Source organism: Roseibium sp. MMSF_3544, from assembly GCF_030732845.1.
Lineage (GTDB): Bacteria > Pseudomonadota > Alphaproteobacteria > Rhizobiales > Stappiaceae > Roseibium.
The window spans coordinates 81313-98400 of the sequence record NZ_JASHKA010000017.1; the positions used below are offsets into that span (position 1 = coordinate 81313).

16 protein-coding genes are annotated in these 17088 nt (G+C 57.7%); 6 read left to right on the forward strand and 10 right to left on the reverse strand.

All coding sequences use genetic code 11. The features are described 5' to 3' along the window. Positions 1–72: 72 nt before the first annotated feature. The 9 genes from RBB47_RS21950 to RBB47_RS21990 form a co-directional block, all read right to left on the reverse strand. Positions 73–1695 carry an ATP-binding protein gene (locus RBB47_RS21950; protein WP_305988029.1) on the reverse strand — a complete coding sequence of 541 codons (1623 nt, stop codon included), beginning with the start codon at positions 1693–1695 and terminating at the stop codon, positions 73–75. 12 nt (positions 1696–1707) lie between these two features. Then, positions 1708–2418 carry a response regulator transcription factor gene (locus RBB47_RS21955; protein ID WP_305988030.1) on the reverse strand — a complete coding sequence of 237 codons (711 nt, stop codon included), beginning with the start codon at positions 2416–2418 and terminating at the stop codon, positions 1708–1710. 431 nt (positions 2419–2849) lie between these two features. Next, positions 2850–3257 (reverse strand): MAPEG family protein, encoded by a 408-nt coding sequence (locus RBB47_RS21960; RefSeq protein ID WP_305988031.1) that lies wholly within the window; start codon positions 3255–3257, stop codon positions 2850–2852. A gap of 94 nt (positions 3258–3351) precedes the next feature. After that, positions 3352–3735 (reverse strand): VOC family protein, encoded by a 384-nt coding sequence (locus RBB47_RS21965; RefSeq protein ID WP_305988032.1) that lies wholly within the window; start codon positions 3733–3735, stop codon positions 3352–3354. Between the two features lie 115 nt (positions 3736–3850). Then, entirely contained in the window at positions 3851–5098 is a 1248-nt protein-coding gene (locus tag RBB47_RS21970) for an RNA polymerase sigma factor (protein ID WP_305988034.1), read from the reverse strand. After that, positions 5067–5459, reverse strand: coding sequence for a YciI family protein (locus RBB47_RS21975; RefSeq protein ID WP_305988035.1), 393 nt, complete (start codon positions 5457–5459; stop codon positions 5067–5069). The genes RBB47_RS21970 and RBB47_RS21975 overlap by 32 nt, the downstream gene beginning before the upstream one ends. Before the next feature lie 511 nt (positions 5460–5970). After that, positions 5971–7365 carry an aspartate aminotransferase family protein gene (locus tag RBB47_RS21980; RefSeq protein WP_305988036.1) on the reverse strand — a complete coding sequence of 465 codons (1395 nt, stop codon included), beginning with the start codon at positions 7363–7365 and terminating at the stop codon, positions 5971–5973. A gap of 33 nt (positions 7366–7398) precedes the next feature. Continuing rightward, the gene (locus tag RBB47_RS21985) at positions 7399–8805 is read right to left on the reverse strand and encodes a glutamine synthetase family protein (protein WP_305988037.1); all 1407 of its coding nucleotides are present in this window, start codon (positions 8803–8805) and stop codon (positions 7399–7401) included. A gap of 142 nt (positions 8806–8947) precedes the next feature. Next, on the reverse strand, positions 8948–9655 hold the full coding sequence (locus RBB47_RS21990) for a GntR family transcriptional regulator (protein ID WP_305988038.1): 708 nt from the start codon (positions 9653–9655) through the stop codon (positions 8948–8950). A 155-nt stretch (positions 9656–9810) separates the two neighbouring features. On the opposite strand from RBB47_RS21990, the gene RBB47_RS21995 reads away from it, so the two are divergent. From RBB47_RS21995 to RBB47_RS22020, 6 genes are all read left to right on the forward strand, one after another. Beyond that, positions 9811–11199: a glutamine synthetase family protein gene (locus RBB47_RS21995; RefSeq protein ID WP_305988039.1), complete on the forward strand. Its 1389-nt coding sequence runs from the start codon at positions 9811–9813 to the stop codon at positions 11197–11199. A gap of 156 nt (positions 11200–11355) precedes the next feature. Next, positions 11356–12444 (forward strand): polyamine ABC transporter substrate-binding protein, encoded by a 1089-nt coding sequence (locus RBB47_RS22000; protein ID WP_371932830.1) that lies wholly within the window; start codon positions 11356–11358, stop codon positions 12442–12444. A gap of 79 nt (positions 12445–12523) precedes the next feature. Then, complete coding sequence (locus RBB47_RS22005) at positions 12524–13681, forward strand: ABC transporter ATP-binding protein (protein WP_305988041.1); 1158 nt, start codon at positions 12524–12526, stop codon at positions 13679–13681. A gap of 9 nt (positions 13682–13690) precedes the next feature. Beyond that, complete coding sequence (locus RBB47_RS22010; protein ID WP_305988042.1) at positions 13691–14620, forward strand: ABC transporter permease subunit; 930 nt, start codon at positions 13691–13693, stop codon at positions 14618–14620. Further along, a complete protein-coding gene (locus RBB47_RS22015; RefSeq protein ID WP_305988043.1) occupies positions 14617–15438 on the forward strand; it encodes an ABC transporter permease in 822 nt (273 codons plus the stop codon). Before RBB47_RS22010 ends, RBB47_RS22015 begins: the two co-directional genes overlap by 4 nt. Before the next feature lie 129 nt (positions 15439–15567). Further along, entirely contained in the window at positions 15568–16782 is a 1215-nt protein-coding gene (locus RBB47_RS22020) for a GNAT family N-acetyltransferase (RefSeq protein ID WP_305988044.1), read from the forward strand. Here RBB47_RS22020 and RBB47_RS22025 read toward each other — a convergent pair. Beyond that, positions 16727–16969: a DUF6460 domain-containing protein gene (locus tag RBB47_RS22025; protein ID WP_305988045.1), complete on the reverse strand. Its 243-nt coding sequence runs from the start codon at positions 16967–16969 to the stop codon at positions 16727–16729. The two genes, RBB47_RS22020 and RBB47_RS22025, sit on opposite strands and share 56 nt — an antisense overlap. Positions 16970–17088 lie beyond the last annotated feature (119 nt).

Genomic DNA, 17088 nt, shown 5'->3' on the forward strand with positions numbered 1-17088 from the left:
ACACTACGAAAGCCAAGTTAAACAACGCATAACCGACGTGTTTAAGATTAAGGAAACGAATTCGAATTCGCGTCAACTTCGCGTGACTGGAAACCGGATCACGAAACAGGCACCACGCTCCTGCGGCAGGAGTTCGATCGTGGCTTGATGCGCTCGCAGGAGCGCCCTAATGATGCCGAGCCCCATGCCGGTTCCACCGTTTGCTCGGCGCGTTGTAAAAAAGAGATCGAATACCTGATCCCGGTTGCCAGGTGAAATGCCGTCTCCGTTGTCGGAGACCCTCAGCGTCAGCGCCGTTTCCGACTGTTGGGGATCGAAGCTGACCGCGTCCGCGCCGTGCCTTGCGGAGTTGTCGATCATGTTTTCAAAGACGATACGCGCGTTCTCCGGAGAGAGCGGCAGGTCGCAGTCACCGGACTGGCCGATGTCGACGCCCTCAAAGCGGCCGCGGATTTCGCCGAGAACCGTGGACAGCCGGCAGCTGCCGCCGATCTCAACGCTGTCGGCACGGGCAAGATCGCGCAAGCGGTTCAGGAGCCGAGATGCCCGGTCCGTGTCGGTCAGGATGTTCTTCAGGAATTTTGCCCGCTCCGCTTCACTCAGCTCATCGCCACCGTCCTGCAACAGTTCCGCCGCGCCCTGAATCGCGGTGAGGGGAGACTTCAGCTCGTGGGTAACATGATTGGCGAAGGTGTTGATATAGTCGTTGCGTTCGAACAGCTTGCGCGATGTGTCCAGCATGCTGCTGGAAAGCGCGTGGATCTCCCTGTTGCCGTGGATGGAGAGCGGTTTTAGCGCCTCCCGGTCGCCGCGTCCGATCTTGAGCGAGCGCTCGGTTAGAGCCTTGATCGGTCCGGAGATGCCGCGTGAGAAGATGATGCCGACGATGACCGTCGCGCTCAGAACGAACGCAAGCACCCAGAAGACGGTTTCCCGCTTCAGAAACATTTCTTTCAGGATGTTGCTTGGTGTGCGTGAGGTGTAAACAACGCCGGCCACATGGTTGCCGACGATGATGGGCATGGCGACAAATACCCGAACGCTCGTGCCGCGGCTGATCGAATAAATCGGTTGCGGGTTGTTGACGACGCGTTCGCGCAGAACACTTGCATAGCGGCCAGCGAGTGCCATCTGCACTTCGTCGATATGGGCGAGCGAAAGCCCTGTCTCGTCGCGTCCGGCGATGACAAGGCCATTGGTATCGAGCACCCTGAAACCGGCCAGCGTGAGCTTCTGGGTGTCCTTGAGGATAGGGTCAAGCTGAGACCCTACCAACAGGTAGGCCGGGTGGGGCGGCGTTTCGCCAGGCAGAGGATCGGGCCGCGCCGGAAGAACCGCTGTCTTGTTAAGATCAAGTTCCGGAAGCTGAGGCGTCCATTCCCCTTTTCCTTTGAGCTGCCGCGAATAGTCGGAGGAAAGGAGCCCACGCTGCTTGGCAAGAGGTCCGGCAGCGGGCAATTCGGTTTCGAAATTCAGGTTGTCCGCGTCTTGCAGAACCAGCAATTGGGCCGCCGTGGCTGCGATCGCCGCGGATTGGGCGATCAGTTCGGCCTCGGTGGTTTCGACCAGCTGATTTTCGTAAACCCGAAAAAAGACGATCCCGGCAAGCGGGACCAGCAGCATGATGCCGAGCACGAGGGCGATCACCAAGCTGATCGACGGGCGCCATCGGTCGCGGAAGGAACGGGACAGCATCGGCAACGGGCCTCAGCCCTCGTTCACGCAGGAACCGAGACGGAAGCCGACGCCATGCACTGTTTCAATGGCGTCGTTACAGCCGCCCGACCCGAGCTTTGCCCTGATATTGCGGATATGGCTGTCGATCGTCCGATCGGAGACGTGGATATTGTCCCTGTAGGCCTGGTCCAGGATCTTTTCGCGTGTGAACACGATCCTTGGCCTGCTCATCAGCGTTGCGAGAATATCGAATTCGATTGCTGTCAGCGCGATGTCGCTACCGTTCACGCTCACTTGCCGTTCCTCCCGCGCAAGGCAAATCAGACCCTGTTCGAGGCGGGTGGTTTCGGCCGAAAGCGGCTCGGTCAGGACCGCGCCATAGCGTTTCAGAATTACCCCGACCCTGGCAATAAGTTCGCGCGGACTGAAGGGTTTGGTGACATAGTCATCCGCGCCAAGTTCCAGCCCGATGATCCGGTCGATTTCGTCGTCGCGGGCCGACAGAAACAGGATCGGAACTTCGGATTTTTTCCTGAGTTCCCGGCAGACATCGAGCCCGTCCATCTCCGGCAGACCGATGTCGAGAATGATTAAAGCCGGTGCATGAAGAACCGCCTTGTCCAGCGCCTCCTTGCCATTGGTGGCAATCTCGTGGCTGTAGGAAGCTTTCTGAAGGGCGAAGCAGATTACGTCCCGGATATGCGGATCGTCATCGACGACGAGAATGGTTTTGCTCTGCAATGGACTTGTCCGGACAAATACGCTCCAGCCTGTTTCACCGGAGCCAGATCTTGAGGCGCTATCCCCTAAGAGATAACCGAGGCGGTATCATGTTTCCAGCCACCAGCCGTCGCGGCGCAGACTGCGGGGAAGGGACCTGTCGACAATCTCGGCTCTGAACAATCGGGATCGGCGGACGGGTTCGGCGAGCCGATCGGCGGACCACGGCGTGAATGGGCATGGGTGATATCGAAGTGAAACTCTTTTGAAGCGCAAGAACATGTTTTCCTCCTGGAGCGCTGGAACTGAAGGAGGTTGTGCCCGGACTGCTTGCAGTCATCAGTGAGGCTTTGTGCAGATTTTATGCAGATAGAGATTCCGGCGAACGGACCGGCGCCTTCACACTTGACGAAGGCGCTGTACCGGTCGCCGTTCTCATGAGGGGGAAACGCCTAGACGTTCACACCAAAGGTCTTGAGCAAGACAAATCCGGCGAAGAGCACAAGCGGTGCCAATGTCAGCAGCATGCCGATTGCCCGTCCGGTCCCAAACCCGGTCGTCACGACGGTTCGATAATGCAGCAGGCGGCCGAGCAGCAACGCACCGCCACCAATCAAAAGCAGCAGATGCGGTGCTCCGGCAAGTTCCGCCGCTGCCATCGCAAGCAGTGCGATGGGCACCGTTTCGGTATAGTTGCCGTGGGCGCGCATGCGGTGAAGCAAAACGTTGTCGCCACCATCCAGGAACTGGACATCGGTTTGGGCACGGCGCAGGCCGACAGCAACGGTCATCGGGATTTGTATCAGCGCAAAGATCGCGACAAAGACGATCGTTACCGGAAGTGCGGAAATCAGGTCCATTCCAGGATCCTCCTTTGGGACAGAAATCAGGCGATGCCGGCCGGCAGCCATTTGCAGCTGACAAGCTCCGGCCGGTTAAATTGGCGTTTCTTGCTTAAGCGTCTGCCGGCGCTTCGTAGGTGATCAGCGCAATCACACCACCGACCGGATCGATCAGCGTCGCCATGCGGCCGACACCCGGTACGCTCATCGGCTCGCTTGCAATGGTTGCCCCGAGTGATTTCGCCTTTTCGACCCGTGCGTCGACATCATCGACCGTCACATAAGGCAGCCAGCGCGGCGTTTCGGCGGCCATGGGAGGAAACCCGCCGATCTTGTCGTCGCCATTGGCAATGACAGTGTAGGACATGCCCGGCATTTCCATGTCCTCCAGGCCCCAGCCCAAAAGGCCGGTGTAAAACTCTTTTGCCTTGGCGTCGTCGCCGCTGTGAAGCTCCATCCAGCTGAAAGCGCCATGGGTCTGCATCGGGTTGCTCATGTCTTTCGTCCTCATGTCTAAATCAAATGCCTGGCAAGCCCAGGTAATCAGAGGACGCAGCAGTCTTGTCAGATCCGACAGGGGAAACAGAAAAATCAGAAAAAGATTTCTGTCATCAGATCGCAGGGACCAGGGACGCAAGTTTTCGTTCAATATGGCGCCGTTCGGCATCGGTTCCTGAAAGTTCAAGCGCTCTTTCGAAATTCAGCCGTGCTTCGTTGCTCAGGCCGATCTCATGCATCAAGGACGCTCTGAGAGCGTAGTAACTCGCATATCGCTGCAGTGGAGTCGCCAGGTGCTCAAGATTTCGAAGCGCTTCCGCCGGGCCCTTGAGCTTGGCAATAACCACGGCCCGGTTCAATGTCACCACCGGCGAGGGGCGGATGATTTCCAGGGCGCGGTAAAGCCGGTCCAGTTCCGCCCAGTCCGTGTCCTCGTAACGGGCGGCTCGTGTGTGCGTTGCCGCGATTGCAGCTTCCACCTGAAGAGGGCCGGGTGTCGCCTTGCGAAGTGCTGCCTCCAGCAACACGGTTCCTTCGGCAATCAGTGTCCGATCCCATTTTAACCTGTCCTGCTGTTCCAGCGTGACGGCTTCACCGTCAGCCGTCAGCCGCGCTGATCGTCTGGAATGCTGGATCAGACAGAGCGCCAGCAGCCCGCGCAACTCCGGCTCTTCGGGAAACAGGCGCACGAGCAGGCGTGCAAGGCGAATGGCCTCTTCGCACAGCGTTTCGCGTATGAGGTCTTCGCCATGCGAGGCGGAGTACCCCTCGTTGAAGACAAGGTAGATTGCATTGGCAACCACAGAAAACCGCGCCGCACGCGCCGACGCATCCGGCTCCTCATAGCGTAACTTCGCCGCCTGAAGCCGTTTCTTTGCGCGGGTGATCCGTTGCTCCATTGTCTTTGGCTGGACCAGAAAGGCACGGGCGATTTCGTCCACGGAGAGCCCTGCAACGATTTTCAGGGCAAGCGCGATCTGCTGGTCCCGCCGCAGCACCGGATGGCAGCAGGTAAAGAGGAGACGCAGGATGTCGTCACGGTAGACAGATTGGTCGAGCGACACCGTCATGTCGTCTTCCGGATGAGACCCGTCATGGACGGGTTCCAGATCCTCCGGTGCTGCGGGCGTCTCGCGGCGTTTCTTCCGGAAGGCATCAATCCCGGCATTGCGTCCGGCAACGATCAGCCAAGCGGTTGGATCTTTGGGCAACTCGTCCCGCCGCCAGGACTTCAGCGCCTTGAGCGAGGCTTCCTGAAAGGCATCTTCAGCAAGGTCAATATCGCCAAACGCGCGATTGAGCGCTGCCACGACGCGCGGACGGGCAGCCCTAAGATGCGTCGATAACCAGGCGCTCTGCATTTTTGAAATCTGCTCCCTCGAAGTACTCGACCGGACGGACTTCGACGCGGCCATGGTCCAGAGGAAGCAGTTTCACAGCATCGATGGCCTCTTCCAAAGAAGAACAATCAAGCAGGTAAAACCCCATGAACTGCTCCTTGGTTTCCGCAAAGGGGCCGTCGGTAACGACGTAATCGTCGCTTTCCTTGTTGATGGTGACCGCCGTTCCGGTCGACATCAGCTTGGTCGCCGCTGCGAAGTGCTTGTTCGATTTGGTGTGTTCGTGAAAAGCGCGGTGGTGGCGCATGATCTCGGCATGCTCCTCCGGTGTGACCGCATCGATAAAATCTTCGCTGGCGTAAATCAGGACAGAAAAAAGCATCGTCACATCCTCTGGCGTCTCGGGTTCGCTACCCAAGGAACGTCCGAAGACGAGCTTAGCCGACATGCGAAGCTGAGAAAAACGAAATGATTGCACCTTTTTGGAGGTAAACTGGCGGCAAGCTGGCACTGTCATCCCGGTCAAGTGAAGCGAAGAGCCGGGGCCTACTTGCCGATCCAGGTTCGACAGCGATCGAACCGATGGCACGCCAAGTTTGGCGAATGGTGCCTTGCTTCCAAGGTTCTGGCAATGAGTAGGTCCCGGGTCTCCCGTCGGTCGCCCGGGGTGACAAAGGATTTAAAGAACGAACTCATTTTTGGCAGTGTCATGCCATGACTTGATCATGGCATCCATGCCGATTGATCACAGCTGACACCGTTCGCTTGCAGGTTGCTGAAACGGCATGGATTGCAGGGTCAAGCCCTGCAATGACGTGGAATTTTCAGGTTGTTCCCGATATTGGATTTCTGGTCCTCGAATGAGTTGGCGACAACTCAAAACGCCGGCAGCCTTACCTCAACCAACCGTCCTTCTTCAACACGTCGAGCGTATCGTCGAGCGTCTTTTGGACGGTCTCGACCAGGAAGTCTGCCTCTTCGTGGCTGAGCACCAGCGGCGGCGAGATGATCATGCTGTCGCGCACAGCCCGCATCACCATGCCGTTCTGGAATGAAATGTCCCGGCAAATCGTTCCGACGGTGCCCGTGTCGGGAAAGGCTTTCTTCAGATCGCTCTTGTCCGGCACCAGTTCCAGCGCACCGACAAGCCCAGTCATGCGGGATTCCCCGATCAGTGGGTGATCGCCAAGCTTCAGCCAGCGCTCCTGAAGATATGGACCGATATCGGTCCTGACCCTCTCAACAAGGCCTTCACGCTCAATGAGCTCCAGGTTGGCGAGCGCGGCGGCTGCACAGACCGGATGTCCCGAATAGGTGTAGCCGTGATTGAAATCCTCCCCGGCCTTCATCAGGCCTTCGGCAACCCGGTCGGACACAAGCACACCGCCCATCGGCAGATAGCCGGAGGTCAGGCCCTTGGCGATCGGCATCAGGTCCGGTTCCAGGCCGTAATAGTCCGAGCCGAACCATTCTCCAAGACGGCCGAAACCGCAGATGACCTCGTCGGCAACGAACAGAATGTCACGCTCTTTCAGGATGCGGCGGACTTCCGGCCAGTAGTTGTCGGGCGGAATGATCACGCCGCCGGCACCCTGGATCGGTTCGGCGATGAAGGCCGCGACCTTGTTCTCGCCAATCTCGTCGATCGCCTGTTCCAGTTTGCGCGCCGCATGGATACCGAACTCTTCCGGGCTCATGTCCTGGCCTTCGCCGAACCAGTAGGGCTGGTCGATGTGGTGAACGCCGGAAACCGGAAGATCGCCCTGGGCGTGCATCGTCTTCATGCCGCCAAGGCTCGTGCCGGCAAGCGTCGAACCGTGATAGCCGTTCCAGCGCCCGATAATCACCTTCTTGTCGGGCTGCCCCATCTTGTCCCAATAGGTACGCACCATGCGGAACACGGTGTCGTTAGCTTCCGATCCCGACGAGCAGTAAAAGACCGTGTTGACATGGTCCGGCGCGAGTTTGGCCAGCTTTTCCGAGAGGGCGATTGCGGGCGGATGGGTGGTCTTGAAGAACGTGTTGTAATAGGCAAGCTCGCTCATCTGACGGTAGACGGCGTCGGCAATCTCCGTGCGCCCGTGGCCGACCTGAACGCACCAGAGACCGGCCATGCCGTCGAGGATTTTCCGTCCCTCGGAGTCCGTCAGCCAGACACCGTTCGCGCTGGTGATGATCCGGCTGCCTTCCTCGTTTAGCGATTTCATGTCCGAAAACGGATGCCAGTGGTGCGCAGCGTCGATTTCCTGCAACGCCTTGGTCGGGTAGATGTTGGAATGGGCCGTCATGGCATGAACTCCAAAAGAGGGCAGTGGCGTTGATCAGACATTGAGCAGGAGATATTCCCGCTCCCAGGGACTGATCACGGACATGAAGGTCTCGAATTCCTCGTATTTGATTGCGCGATAGGTAGCGACGAACTTCTCGCCAAAGATCTCAATCATTTCGTCGGAATTTTCGAATTTCGCGACAGCCTCGGGCAGGCCGCGCGGCAAGGACTTGGCAAGCTCGGAGCAGTCGTCTGTCTTGGGAGCGTCCGGCTTCAGTTCGTTGATGATGCCGAGGTAGCCGCACGCAAGGCTAGCCGCAATGGAAAGATAGGGGTTCGCATCCGAACCCGGTATCCGGTTCTCAAGTCGGCGCGCTTCCGGACTGGAGTAGGGCACGCGTAGTCCGACGGTACGGTTGTCGTAGCCCCAATAGACATTGACCGGCGACGTCGAGACTTTCGAAAAGCGCCGGTAGGAATTGACGAACGGCGCCATGATGCAGGTGACCGTCGGCAGGTATGTCTGATGCCCGGCAATGAATGACAGGAACGCAGGCGTTTCCTCGCCATTCTCGCCGGAAAAGATGTTCTTGCCGGTTTCCCTGTCGATCACCGACTGGTGGATATGCATCGCCGATCCTGGCTGATGCGACATGGGTTTCGACATGAACGTTGCGTACATCTCGTGCCTGAGTGCCGCTTCCCGGATCGTGCGCTTGAACAGGAACACCTGGTCGGCAAGGGCAAGCGGATTGCCATGACGCAGATTGATTTCCATCTGCGCGGCGCCTTCCTCGTGGATCATCGTATCGATCTCAAGGCCTTGCTTTTCGGACAGGTCGTAAATGTCGTCGATCAGGTCATCGAATTCATTGAGAGCCGAAATCGAATAGGACTGGCGTCCGACTTCGGGCCGCCCGGAGCGGCCCGTCGGCGGCTCCAGAGGATAGTCCGGATCGGTATTGGGCCGCACCAGATAGAACTCGACCTCCGGTGCAATCACCGGCTGCCAGCCCTTGTCTTCATAGAGTTTCAGGACGCGCTTCAGAACATTGCGCGGGGCGGTTTCCACCGGGGCTCCCTGGCGCGTATAGGCGTCATGGATGAGCTGTGCAGTCGGGTCGGTCTCCCAGGGCACGGTTGTCAGTGTGCTGTAGTCGGCCCGGAAATAAAGGTCACCGTCGGTCGGATTGTGCTGGAACCGCTCATCATCGTCCGGATAGTCGCCCGAAATGGTCTGCGCGAAGATCGAGGCCGGCATGGTCATGACAGGACCTGAAAAGAACTTCTCGACCGGCATCATCTTGCCCCGGGCAACACCGGCAATGTCCGGAACGATGCACTCGATGTCCTCGATATTGCGTGCGTGCAGCCACTCCCGTGCAGCATCACCGTCCGGGACGCCGCGCAAACTGTCCGCAATGTCCAGGCGGCTACTTGCTGGCGTTTGATCACTCACGACGGGCTCCAAAGGTTTGGCACGCAATGCGTGCCTGGAAAATTGTCTGGTCGTCTCCGCCAGCCTCCAAAGCCTGATGCATGACGGTGTAACCAATTTTGTGATCACAAAATGACACGGTCTTGAACGGGGATCAACCGTCTCAGGTCCCGTTCAGGATTTCATTCCCAAGAATACCCATGCCGTCGGCGATGTCGCCCGCGATCGCATCCCGCAGCGCCTGGTTGTCCTGCTGTTCGATGGCTCGGATCGCTTCCTTGTGGTGGTCGACAAGGCTCGCCGTGCCCACCCTGCCGTATACGGTGCGCATGAACGGGGCAAACTGGAGCCAGAGGCTGTCGATCAGTGGCAGGAGCACCTTTGAATTTGACGCCCGGTAGAGATGAAAGTGGAAAGCGTGGTTCAGCCGCATATAGGCCTCCGCATCCCCGTTGACGATGCGCTGGTCAATATCGTCGTCAATGGCGGTCAGGACCTTGACATCGCGCGCCGAAAGGTTGGAAAGAGCCCGCTCTGCAAGCTCTGGTTCCAGCAAAAGCCTGGCTTTCACGACTTCGTCGAACCTGTCCTTCGTCATGTCCGGAACCTGCACGCGACCGTTGCTTTTCACCTCCAGCGCGTTTTCCGCCGAGAGCCTTTGCAAGACTTCGCGGACCGGCATCGGGCTGACGCCCAGCTCACCCGCAAGTCCCCTGATCGTCACGGCCTTTCCCGGAATGAAGCGGCCCGTCAGAAGGCCCGCGCGGATAGCTGTGTCGACTTGCCCACGCGTTGCGCCGCGTGCGGAAGAAGGCGCATCGGCGGCCCCGTCTTTCGGACCGGCTGTGGAAACGGAACGCTGGGCTGCCAACTCGGTCTCCCGATCATTAAAAACAGTCAATCTGTGCGATCTGCCTTGACAGTCATTTACGAAAGTGATCACATTTTTGAAAATGAAGCAAACAAAAGCTGCGGCCGGTGTCCCGCTTTCGCATCGGAACCGATCAGTCTGAAAGCAGGGGTTTTATGAACGAACTTCCCCATCAGATTCTTGAACATCCGGCTGAACCCGGGTGGAAGACGGAGTTTGATGCCTTTCTCGCCGCCAATCCGGATCTGGACACGCTTGAAGTCATCCTGCCGGATACCAACGGCGTTTTGCGCGGCAAGTGGTTGCCCGGCAAGACCCTTCCCAAGGTGTTCGAACAGGGCGTGGCCTTTCCCTATTCCCTGTTCGGCCTGGATGTCTGGGGGCGTGAAGTGGAAGCCACCGGCATGCATCTGGAGACCGGAGACAAGGACGGTGTCTGCTGGCCGATCCCGGAAACCCTGAAACTTGTGCCCTGGACCGAACGCAAGACGGCACAGGTGCTGTTGTCCATGTACGACCGGGACGGTCAGCCATTCCTGGCCGATCCGCGTCACGTCCTGGAAAACATGGTGGACCGGCTGAAGTCGGAATTCGGCGTAACAGCGACCTGCGCTTTCGAGCTTGAATTCTACCTGTTTGAGGAAAGCGAGGGCGACTGGACCGAACAGCCCAAACCACTGTTCTCGACCCACCTTGGCCCGGCGCGCCAGAACATGTACGCGCTCTCCGATCTTGAGGCGCTGCTTCCCGTCGTTGATGATTTGCGCAAGGCATGCGAGGCGCAGGGCATTCCGGCGGATGCAGCCGTTTCCGAGGCGGCGCCCGGCCAGTTTGAACTCAATCTTCACCACCGCCGCAACCCATTGCTGGCGGCGGATGATGTCGTGCTGCTGCGGCGCCTTGTTGCCGGCGTGGCGCGCAAGCATGAACTCAAGGCCTCGTTCATGGCCAAACCTTTCGTGGAGTGGCCGGGCAACGGCATGCATGTTCATGTTTCCATGGAAGACGAGAACGGCAATCTGTTCGCGGATCCGGACAAGGGGCCCGAACGCCTGGGGCATGCCATAAACGGCCTGCTGAAGACCATGCCGGAAGCACTTTTGTTGTTCATCTCGACGTTCAACGGCTTCCGCCGGATGCAGCCGGGGTCTTATGCACCCGCTTCGATCTGCTGGGGGTATGACAACCGCTCTGTCGCGCTTCGGGTTCCGGCATCCAGCCCGGACGCAGCACGCGTCGAGCACAGGATCGCGGGTGCGGATGCTAATCCCTACCTGGTGCTGACCGGTATTCTGGCCGGCATGCTGGAAGGTCTTGTTCAGAAAAAGGAACCTCCGGCACCGGTGACCGGGAATGCCTATGAAAAACGGAAGAAACGCCTCACGCCCTGGATGGACGAGGCCATTGACGCCTTCGAAGCCTCCAAGCTGATGAAGAAGGCCGTGGGACCGGAAATGCACAAGGTGCTGACAGAGATCAAGCGGGAGGAGTTGAACGAATTCGGACGGGAGATCTCGTCACTCGAGCGGCAGACCTATTTATAAGGCAGCTACTGCCCGAAATCGATGCTGGACAAAAACCCGGGCCATCGCCAATCTGCAGTGGAACAGGGATGGAACCAAACGGGAATGTCCGTTTACTATCAGGGACAAGGCCGCAAAAGGCCGCCGTCAAACCTCTGAGGGGAGTTCAGAATGAAAGTGAAAAGCTTGTTGACCGGAGTTGCAGCACTCAGCCTGTTGGGCGGTGCTGCATTTGCGCAGGACCGCACCGTCAATGTTTACAACTGGTCCGACTATATCGATGAATCGATCCTGGAAGACTTTACCAAGGAAACCGGCATCAAGGTCGTCTATGACGTCTTTGACAGCAACGAGGTTCTGGAGACCAAGCTTCTTGCCGGCGGCACCGGATATGACGTCGTCGTTCCGACCGGTACGTTCCTGGCACGTCAGATCCAGGCAGGCGCGTTTTCCGAGCTGGACAAGTCCAAGCTGACCAACATGGGCAACATGTGGAAGGACATTGAGGAGCGCGTCGAAAAGTACGATCCGGGAAATGCCTATTCGATCAATTACATGTGGGGCACCACCGGCATCGGCTACAATGTCGGCAAGGTGAAGGAAATCCTCGGCGAAGACGCGCCGGTCGACAGCTGGGATCTCCTGTTCAAGCCTGAGAATGTCGAAAAACTCAAGGATTGCGGCGTCTTCATGCTCGACGCGCCCACGGAAATGATCCCGGCGGCGCTGAATTATCTCGGCCTCGACCCGGATAGCAAGGACCCTGCGGAGATCGAAAAGGCCGGCGACCTGCTCAAGACCATACGGCCGAGCATTCAGAAGTACCATTCTTCTGAATACATCAACGCGCTTGCGAACGGCGACATCTGCGTTGCGGTTGGCTGGTCCGGCGACGTTCTGCAGGCGCGCGACCGTGCTGCCGAGGCAGACAATGGCGTGACCGTTGAATATGCGATCCCAAAGGAGGGCGCGCAGATGTGGTTCGACCAGATGGCGATCCCTGCGGATGCGCCGAACATGGAAGAAGCGCATGAGTTCCTGAATTACATCATGCGGCCTGACGTCATGGCGAAAGCGTCCAACTACGTTTATTTCGCCAACGGCAACAAGGCGTCGCAGGAACTGCTGAACGAGGACGTGATCGGCGATACGGCGATCTATCCGGACGAGGAAACGGTCAGCAAGCTCTATACGACCACACCCTACTCGCCGAAGGTCCAAAGGGTTGTCACCCGGACCTGGACGGCCGTGAAAAGCGGTCAGTAACCGACTTCGAAAAGCCAGACCCGCCGGATCGGGTCTGGCTTTTCACTTTATGTGGATCTCTTAGGGGTGGGGGATTGTTTTGGCGAAGAAATCAATAGGACCGGTGCGCAGGGAGTTCAGTCCCTGGGAGAACACGGATCATCCGCCCTTCATCGAATTCCGCAATGTCACCAAAAAGTTCGGTGATTTCGTTGCGGTGAAAAACCTGTCCCTGAAAATTTACGAGAAAGAGTTTTTTGCCCTTCTCGGGGGATCCGGATGCGGCAAGACGACCTTGATGCGCATGCTGGCGGGCTTCGAAACCCCGACCTCCGGACAGATATTCCTCGACGGTCAGGACCTTGCCGGCATCCCGCCCTACCGGCGCCCCTCCAACATGATGTTTCAGTCTTATGCGCTGTTCCCGCACATGAATGTGGAGAAGAACATCGCTTTCGGTCTGAAGCAGGACAAGATGCCGGCGGCAGAGATCGAGGCACGCGTTGCAGAAATGCTGCGGCTGACCAAGCTGGAGCAATTTGCCAAGCGCAAGCCGCACCAGCTGTCAGGCGGCCAACGCCAGCGCGTTGCCCTTGCGCGGTCCCTTGCAAAGCGCCCCAAGGTGCTGCTGCTTGACGAACCGCTCGGTGCCCTGGACCGGAAGCTGCGCGAAGAAACCCAGTTCGAGCTGATGGGCCTCCAGGAAGACCTCAAGATGACCTTCCTCATCGTGACGCACGATCAGGAAGAGGCCATGACAGTGGCGGACCGAATTGCCGTGATGGACAAGGGGGAGCTGGTTCAGGTGGCCACACCCTCCGAGATTTACGAAGCGCCCAACTCGAAGTTCGTCGCGGATTTCATAGGTGACATCAACCTGATCGAAGCCAAGGTCACGGAAAAGACGGAGGCGGTCACCAAGCTGGTTTCGGTCGTGGACGGCTTTGCCATCGAGTGCGATCAGGAGACCGAGGCAAATGTTGGCGACACGGTCTGGTATGCGATCCGCCCCGAAAAGGTCCGGATTGCGCATGGCCAGACTGAACCCGGTGTCGTCAACCAGATCGGCGGCATCGTCTGGGACATTGCCTATCTCGGAGACGTATCGATTATCCATGCCAAGGTCGGCGAAGATGAACACGATACGATCCGGGCAACTTTCACGAATGTCTCCCGGATGGTCGAAAACCCGATCAAATGGGATGACAACGTCGTGCTGACATTCGACCGGGACGCCGGCGTCATTCTGGCGAGATAGGAGGGCATAATGGACGAAGTACATGTCGCTGCGCCTCCAAGAAGAAGCCTCGGCGCCTGGCTGCTGATTGCAGTTCCCTATTTCTGGCTATTTCTGTTCTTCCTGGCGCCGTTCCTGATCGTCTTCAAGATTTCCTTGTCGCAGACGGCGATTGCCATCCCGCCCTATGTGCCGACTTTCGACCTCGCCGAAGGATGGCAGGCCTTCACCGATAGCCTGTCTGAGTTTTCCCTCGAAAACTATGTCTGGCTGACCGAAGACGCCCTTTACTGGAAGTCCTACGTCTCCTCGGTTTCGATCGCCGCCGTATCGACCTTTCTGACCTTGCTGATCGGATATCCGATCGCCTATGGGATGGCACGCAGCCCGCAATCGTGGCGTCCCACCCTGTTGATGCTGGTTATCCTGCCCTTCTGGACAAGCTTCCTGATCCGCGTTTACGCCTGGATCGGGATCCTGAAGAACGAGGGACTGCTCAATCAGTTGCTGTTGTCGCTAGGGCTTATCAGCGAACCGCTGGTGATCCTGAACACCAATCTCGCGGTCTATATCGGTATCGTCTACTCCTACCTGCCGTTCCTGGTCCTGCCGCTTTACGCCAGCCTGGAGCGCCTCGACGGAACCTTGCTGGAGGCTGCGGAAGACCTCGGCTGTCCCTCCTGGAAAGCCTTCTGGAAGATCACGGTTCCCTTGTCATTGCCAGGTGTCATTGCCGGATGTTTTCTGGTCTTCATCCCGGCTGTCGGTGAATTCGTGATCCCCGACCTGCTTGGCGGCTCCGATACGCTGATGATCGGCAAGACATTGTGGGTCGAGTTCTTCAACAACAGGGATTGGCCGGTCTCCTCGGCCGTTGCAGTGATCCTGCTCCTGATCCTGGTGATCCCGATCGTGCTCTTCCAGAACCAGCAGCAGAAGATGGCGGAGAAAGAAGGATGACGCGCGGCCCGACCTGGTTCAACATCACTTCGCTGGTTGTCGGCTTTTCGTTCCTCTATCTGCCGATTGTGCTTTTGGTGATCTATTCCTTCAATGAAAGCCGGCTGGTGACGGTCTGGGGCGGTTTTTCAACCAAGTGGTACGTCTCGCTGTTGCAGAACGATCAGCTTCTGGATGCGGCTTGGGTCACCTTGCGCGTTGCCTTTACCTCGGCAACCATCGCAACGGTTCTCGGCACCCTGGCGGCCCTTGTTCTGGTGCGCTCCGGACGGTTTATCGGACGCTCGCTCTTTTCAGGAATGATTTTCGCACCGCTCGTGATGCCGGAAGTCATCCTTGGCCTTTCGCTGCTGCTTCTCTTCGTGGCGATGGATACGGCGCGCGGCTTCTGGACGGTGATGCTGGCACATACGACCTTCGCCATGTGTTATGTCGCCGTTGTGGTTCAATCCCGCCTCGTGGGCTTCGACAAGTCCGTGGAAGAAGCGGCTGAAGATCTCGGATGTCCCCCGGTGAAGACGTTTTTTCTGGTCACGCTGCCGATCATTTTGCCTGGCGTTATTGCCGGATGGATGCTGGCCTTCACCCTCTCGCTCGACGATCTTGTGATTGCAAGCTTTACCACCGGTCCGGGAGCGACGACGCTGCCGATGAAGATCTATTCCCAGGTTCGCCTTGGCGTGACGCCCGAAATCAACGCGGTCTGCACCATTCTGGTTGCTCTCGTGACACTCGGCGTGATCGCGGCCTCTATTGCCACCAAGCGCCAGCAGGTGCAGCGCGAACGCGACGAAAGAGCGGCGTTCGGCGACGGCTGACTTTCTTCATGAAATTGTTTCTGAAGTTTTCTGAAATTAACCAAGCTTTAAGCAAATCGTTCACAACCAGAGCGAGTTTGATAATATTTTGTTCAAATTTTATTGAGCTTCACTTTTGGGCAAAGTGAAATGACGTTTTTTAGCACTGAAGAAAAATTCACAACCTCATCCCCGGAAACAATCGACGGAAGTTTTGACCTGTCGATCCGTTGGCACGACGACTTGTCGTTGAACAATCTCGAAGTGTTGTTTGATGCGCTTCCGGGCAAACCGGTGCTCAGTCCTTTCCAGGAACCGTGTTTTCTTCACGCTTTCAGTCAAACGGTTGCCAAGGCGCGCTGCGACAGGTTTTCAATCGCATCATTCCATCTTGCAGGCGATGACAGGCCGCTATTGCTGGTTCCGCTTGTCTGGTACCGGAAGGGACCCTTTCGGCTGGTGTCACTCCCGGACACGGGACTTTCCGATCAGAACGGTCCGGTGTTGAGCTCTGAATTCGAGAACCTGCCGGACGCGTTGAAAGCCAATGTGCTGCCAATGTTGGTGGGCTCGCTTCCGAGATGCGATCTCCTGAAGATTGCAAACATTGCGCCGACCATCGGTTCGATTGCGAACCCTTTTTATGATGCCGAACAGGCGGTTGCGAGCAACGTTGCACTGTGTCTTGACCGGGGCATGTTGGATGAAGTCGGCTCGGAACCGAAGAAGTCGGTCTACAAGGAAGCGGATGCAAAGTTCAGAAAGCTGCTCCGCGCAGGTGTCGAGTTCGTCGAGGCTGAAACGGCGGCGCAGAGCGAACAGATCTGCCGCGTTCTGCTTGAGCAGCGCCGTCAGCGCCAGAACTGGACCGGCGATGAGGTCCACGATGAGTTCTACAGGTATCTTTCCGGCATGACCGGCAGCGAAGGCCTGGTAAAGGCCTTTGCGTTGAAAAACGGCGAAGAAGTGGTTGCCGCGGCTATCGTGCTCGCCAATCGGGCGTGCGCCAACGGTGTCCTGGTCTCAATAGGAGATCCGAAATGGCACCGCCTGTCTCCCGGCATGGTATTGTTCGTGAAGTCAATCGAGTGGGCGCGGCAAAGGGACGTTGCCCGTTTCAGCCTCGGCGCCGGTATGTATGCCTACAAGAACCGTTTCAAAGCAGCGCCGGTTGTTACCAAGAGTGTGATGGTGCCGAAAAGCAAGGCAGGGGATCTTTTGGTCGCCGCCATTTCTGCCAGGCAATCGGCGCGGCAGCTCCGTCGCAACGTCGCCAACGCGGGCAAATCATTGCGGCCATCGCACGCGTTCAACCAGCTGGTGGCCTTAGCAGATAGGTCAACAACCAGACCGGCACGACGATGAAAGCGCCGAGGATCATGTTGGGGATTGCCCAGTCCCGGAATTCCAGCATGTAAATCCAGAGCTGCAGCGGGCTCAGTCCGACAGAGCCCAAAATGTCTTCTGCCGATATGTTGACAAAGGAAAGACCCGCACCAACCAGCAGCGAAAACACTGCAATCTTGAACAATGTGGACCAGAACGGGTACACGGCGGGCTGTTTCTTTCAATCGGATGCCAAAACATTGCCGGACGGGATCTGCTCAAGACCCGGACCGACAGCTGCCCAATTCTTCGCTTTAAGACTTTACAAACCATAAACAACTTTCA

Coding starts and splice junctions, on each gene's coding strand:
- RBB47_RS21960 (WP_305988031.1), bottom strand. CDS start 3,257: ATGGACCTGATTTCCGCACTTCCGGTAACGATCGTCTTTGTCGCGATC.
- RBB47_RS21970 (WP_305988034.1), bottom strand. CDS start 5,098: ATGCAGAGCGCCTGGTTATCGACGCATCTTAGGGCTGCCCGTCCGCGC.
- RBB47_RS22010 (WP_305988042.1), top strand. CDS start 13,691: ATGGACGAAGTACATGTCGCTGCGCCTCCAAGAAGAAGCCTCGGCGCC.
- RBB47_RS22020 (WP_305988044.1), top strand. CDS start 15,568: ATGACGTTTTTTAGCACTGAAGAAAAATTCACAACCTCATCCCCGGAA.
- RBB47_RS21975 (WP_305988035.1), bottom strand. CDS start 5,459: ATGCTTTTTTCTGTCCTGATTTACGCCAGCGAAGATTTTATCGATGCG.
- RBB47_RS21980 (WP_305988036.1), bottom strand. CDS start 7,365: ATGACGGCCCATTCCAACATCTACCCGACCAAGGCGTTGCAGGAAATC.
- RBB47_RS21995 (WP_305988039.1), top strand. CDS start 9,811: ATGAACGAACTTCCCCATCAGATTCTTGAACATCCGGCTGAACCCGGG.
- RBB47_RS21965 (WP_305988032.1), bottom strand. CDS start 3,735: ATGAGCAACCCGATGCAGACCCATGGCGCTTTCAGCTGGATGGAGCTT.
- RBB47_RS21950 (WP_305988029.1), bottom strand. CDS start 1,695: ATGCTGTCCCGTTCCTTCCGCGACCGATGGCGCCCGTCGATCAGCTTG.
- RBB47_RS22015 (WP_305988043.1), top strand. CDS start 14,617: ATGACGCGCGGCCCGACCTGGTTCAACATCACTTCGCTGGTTGTCGGC.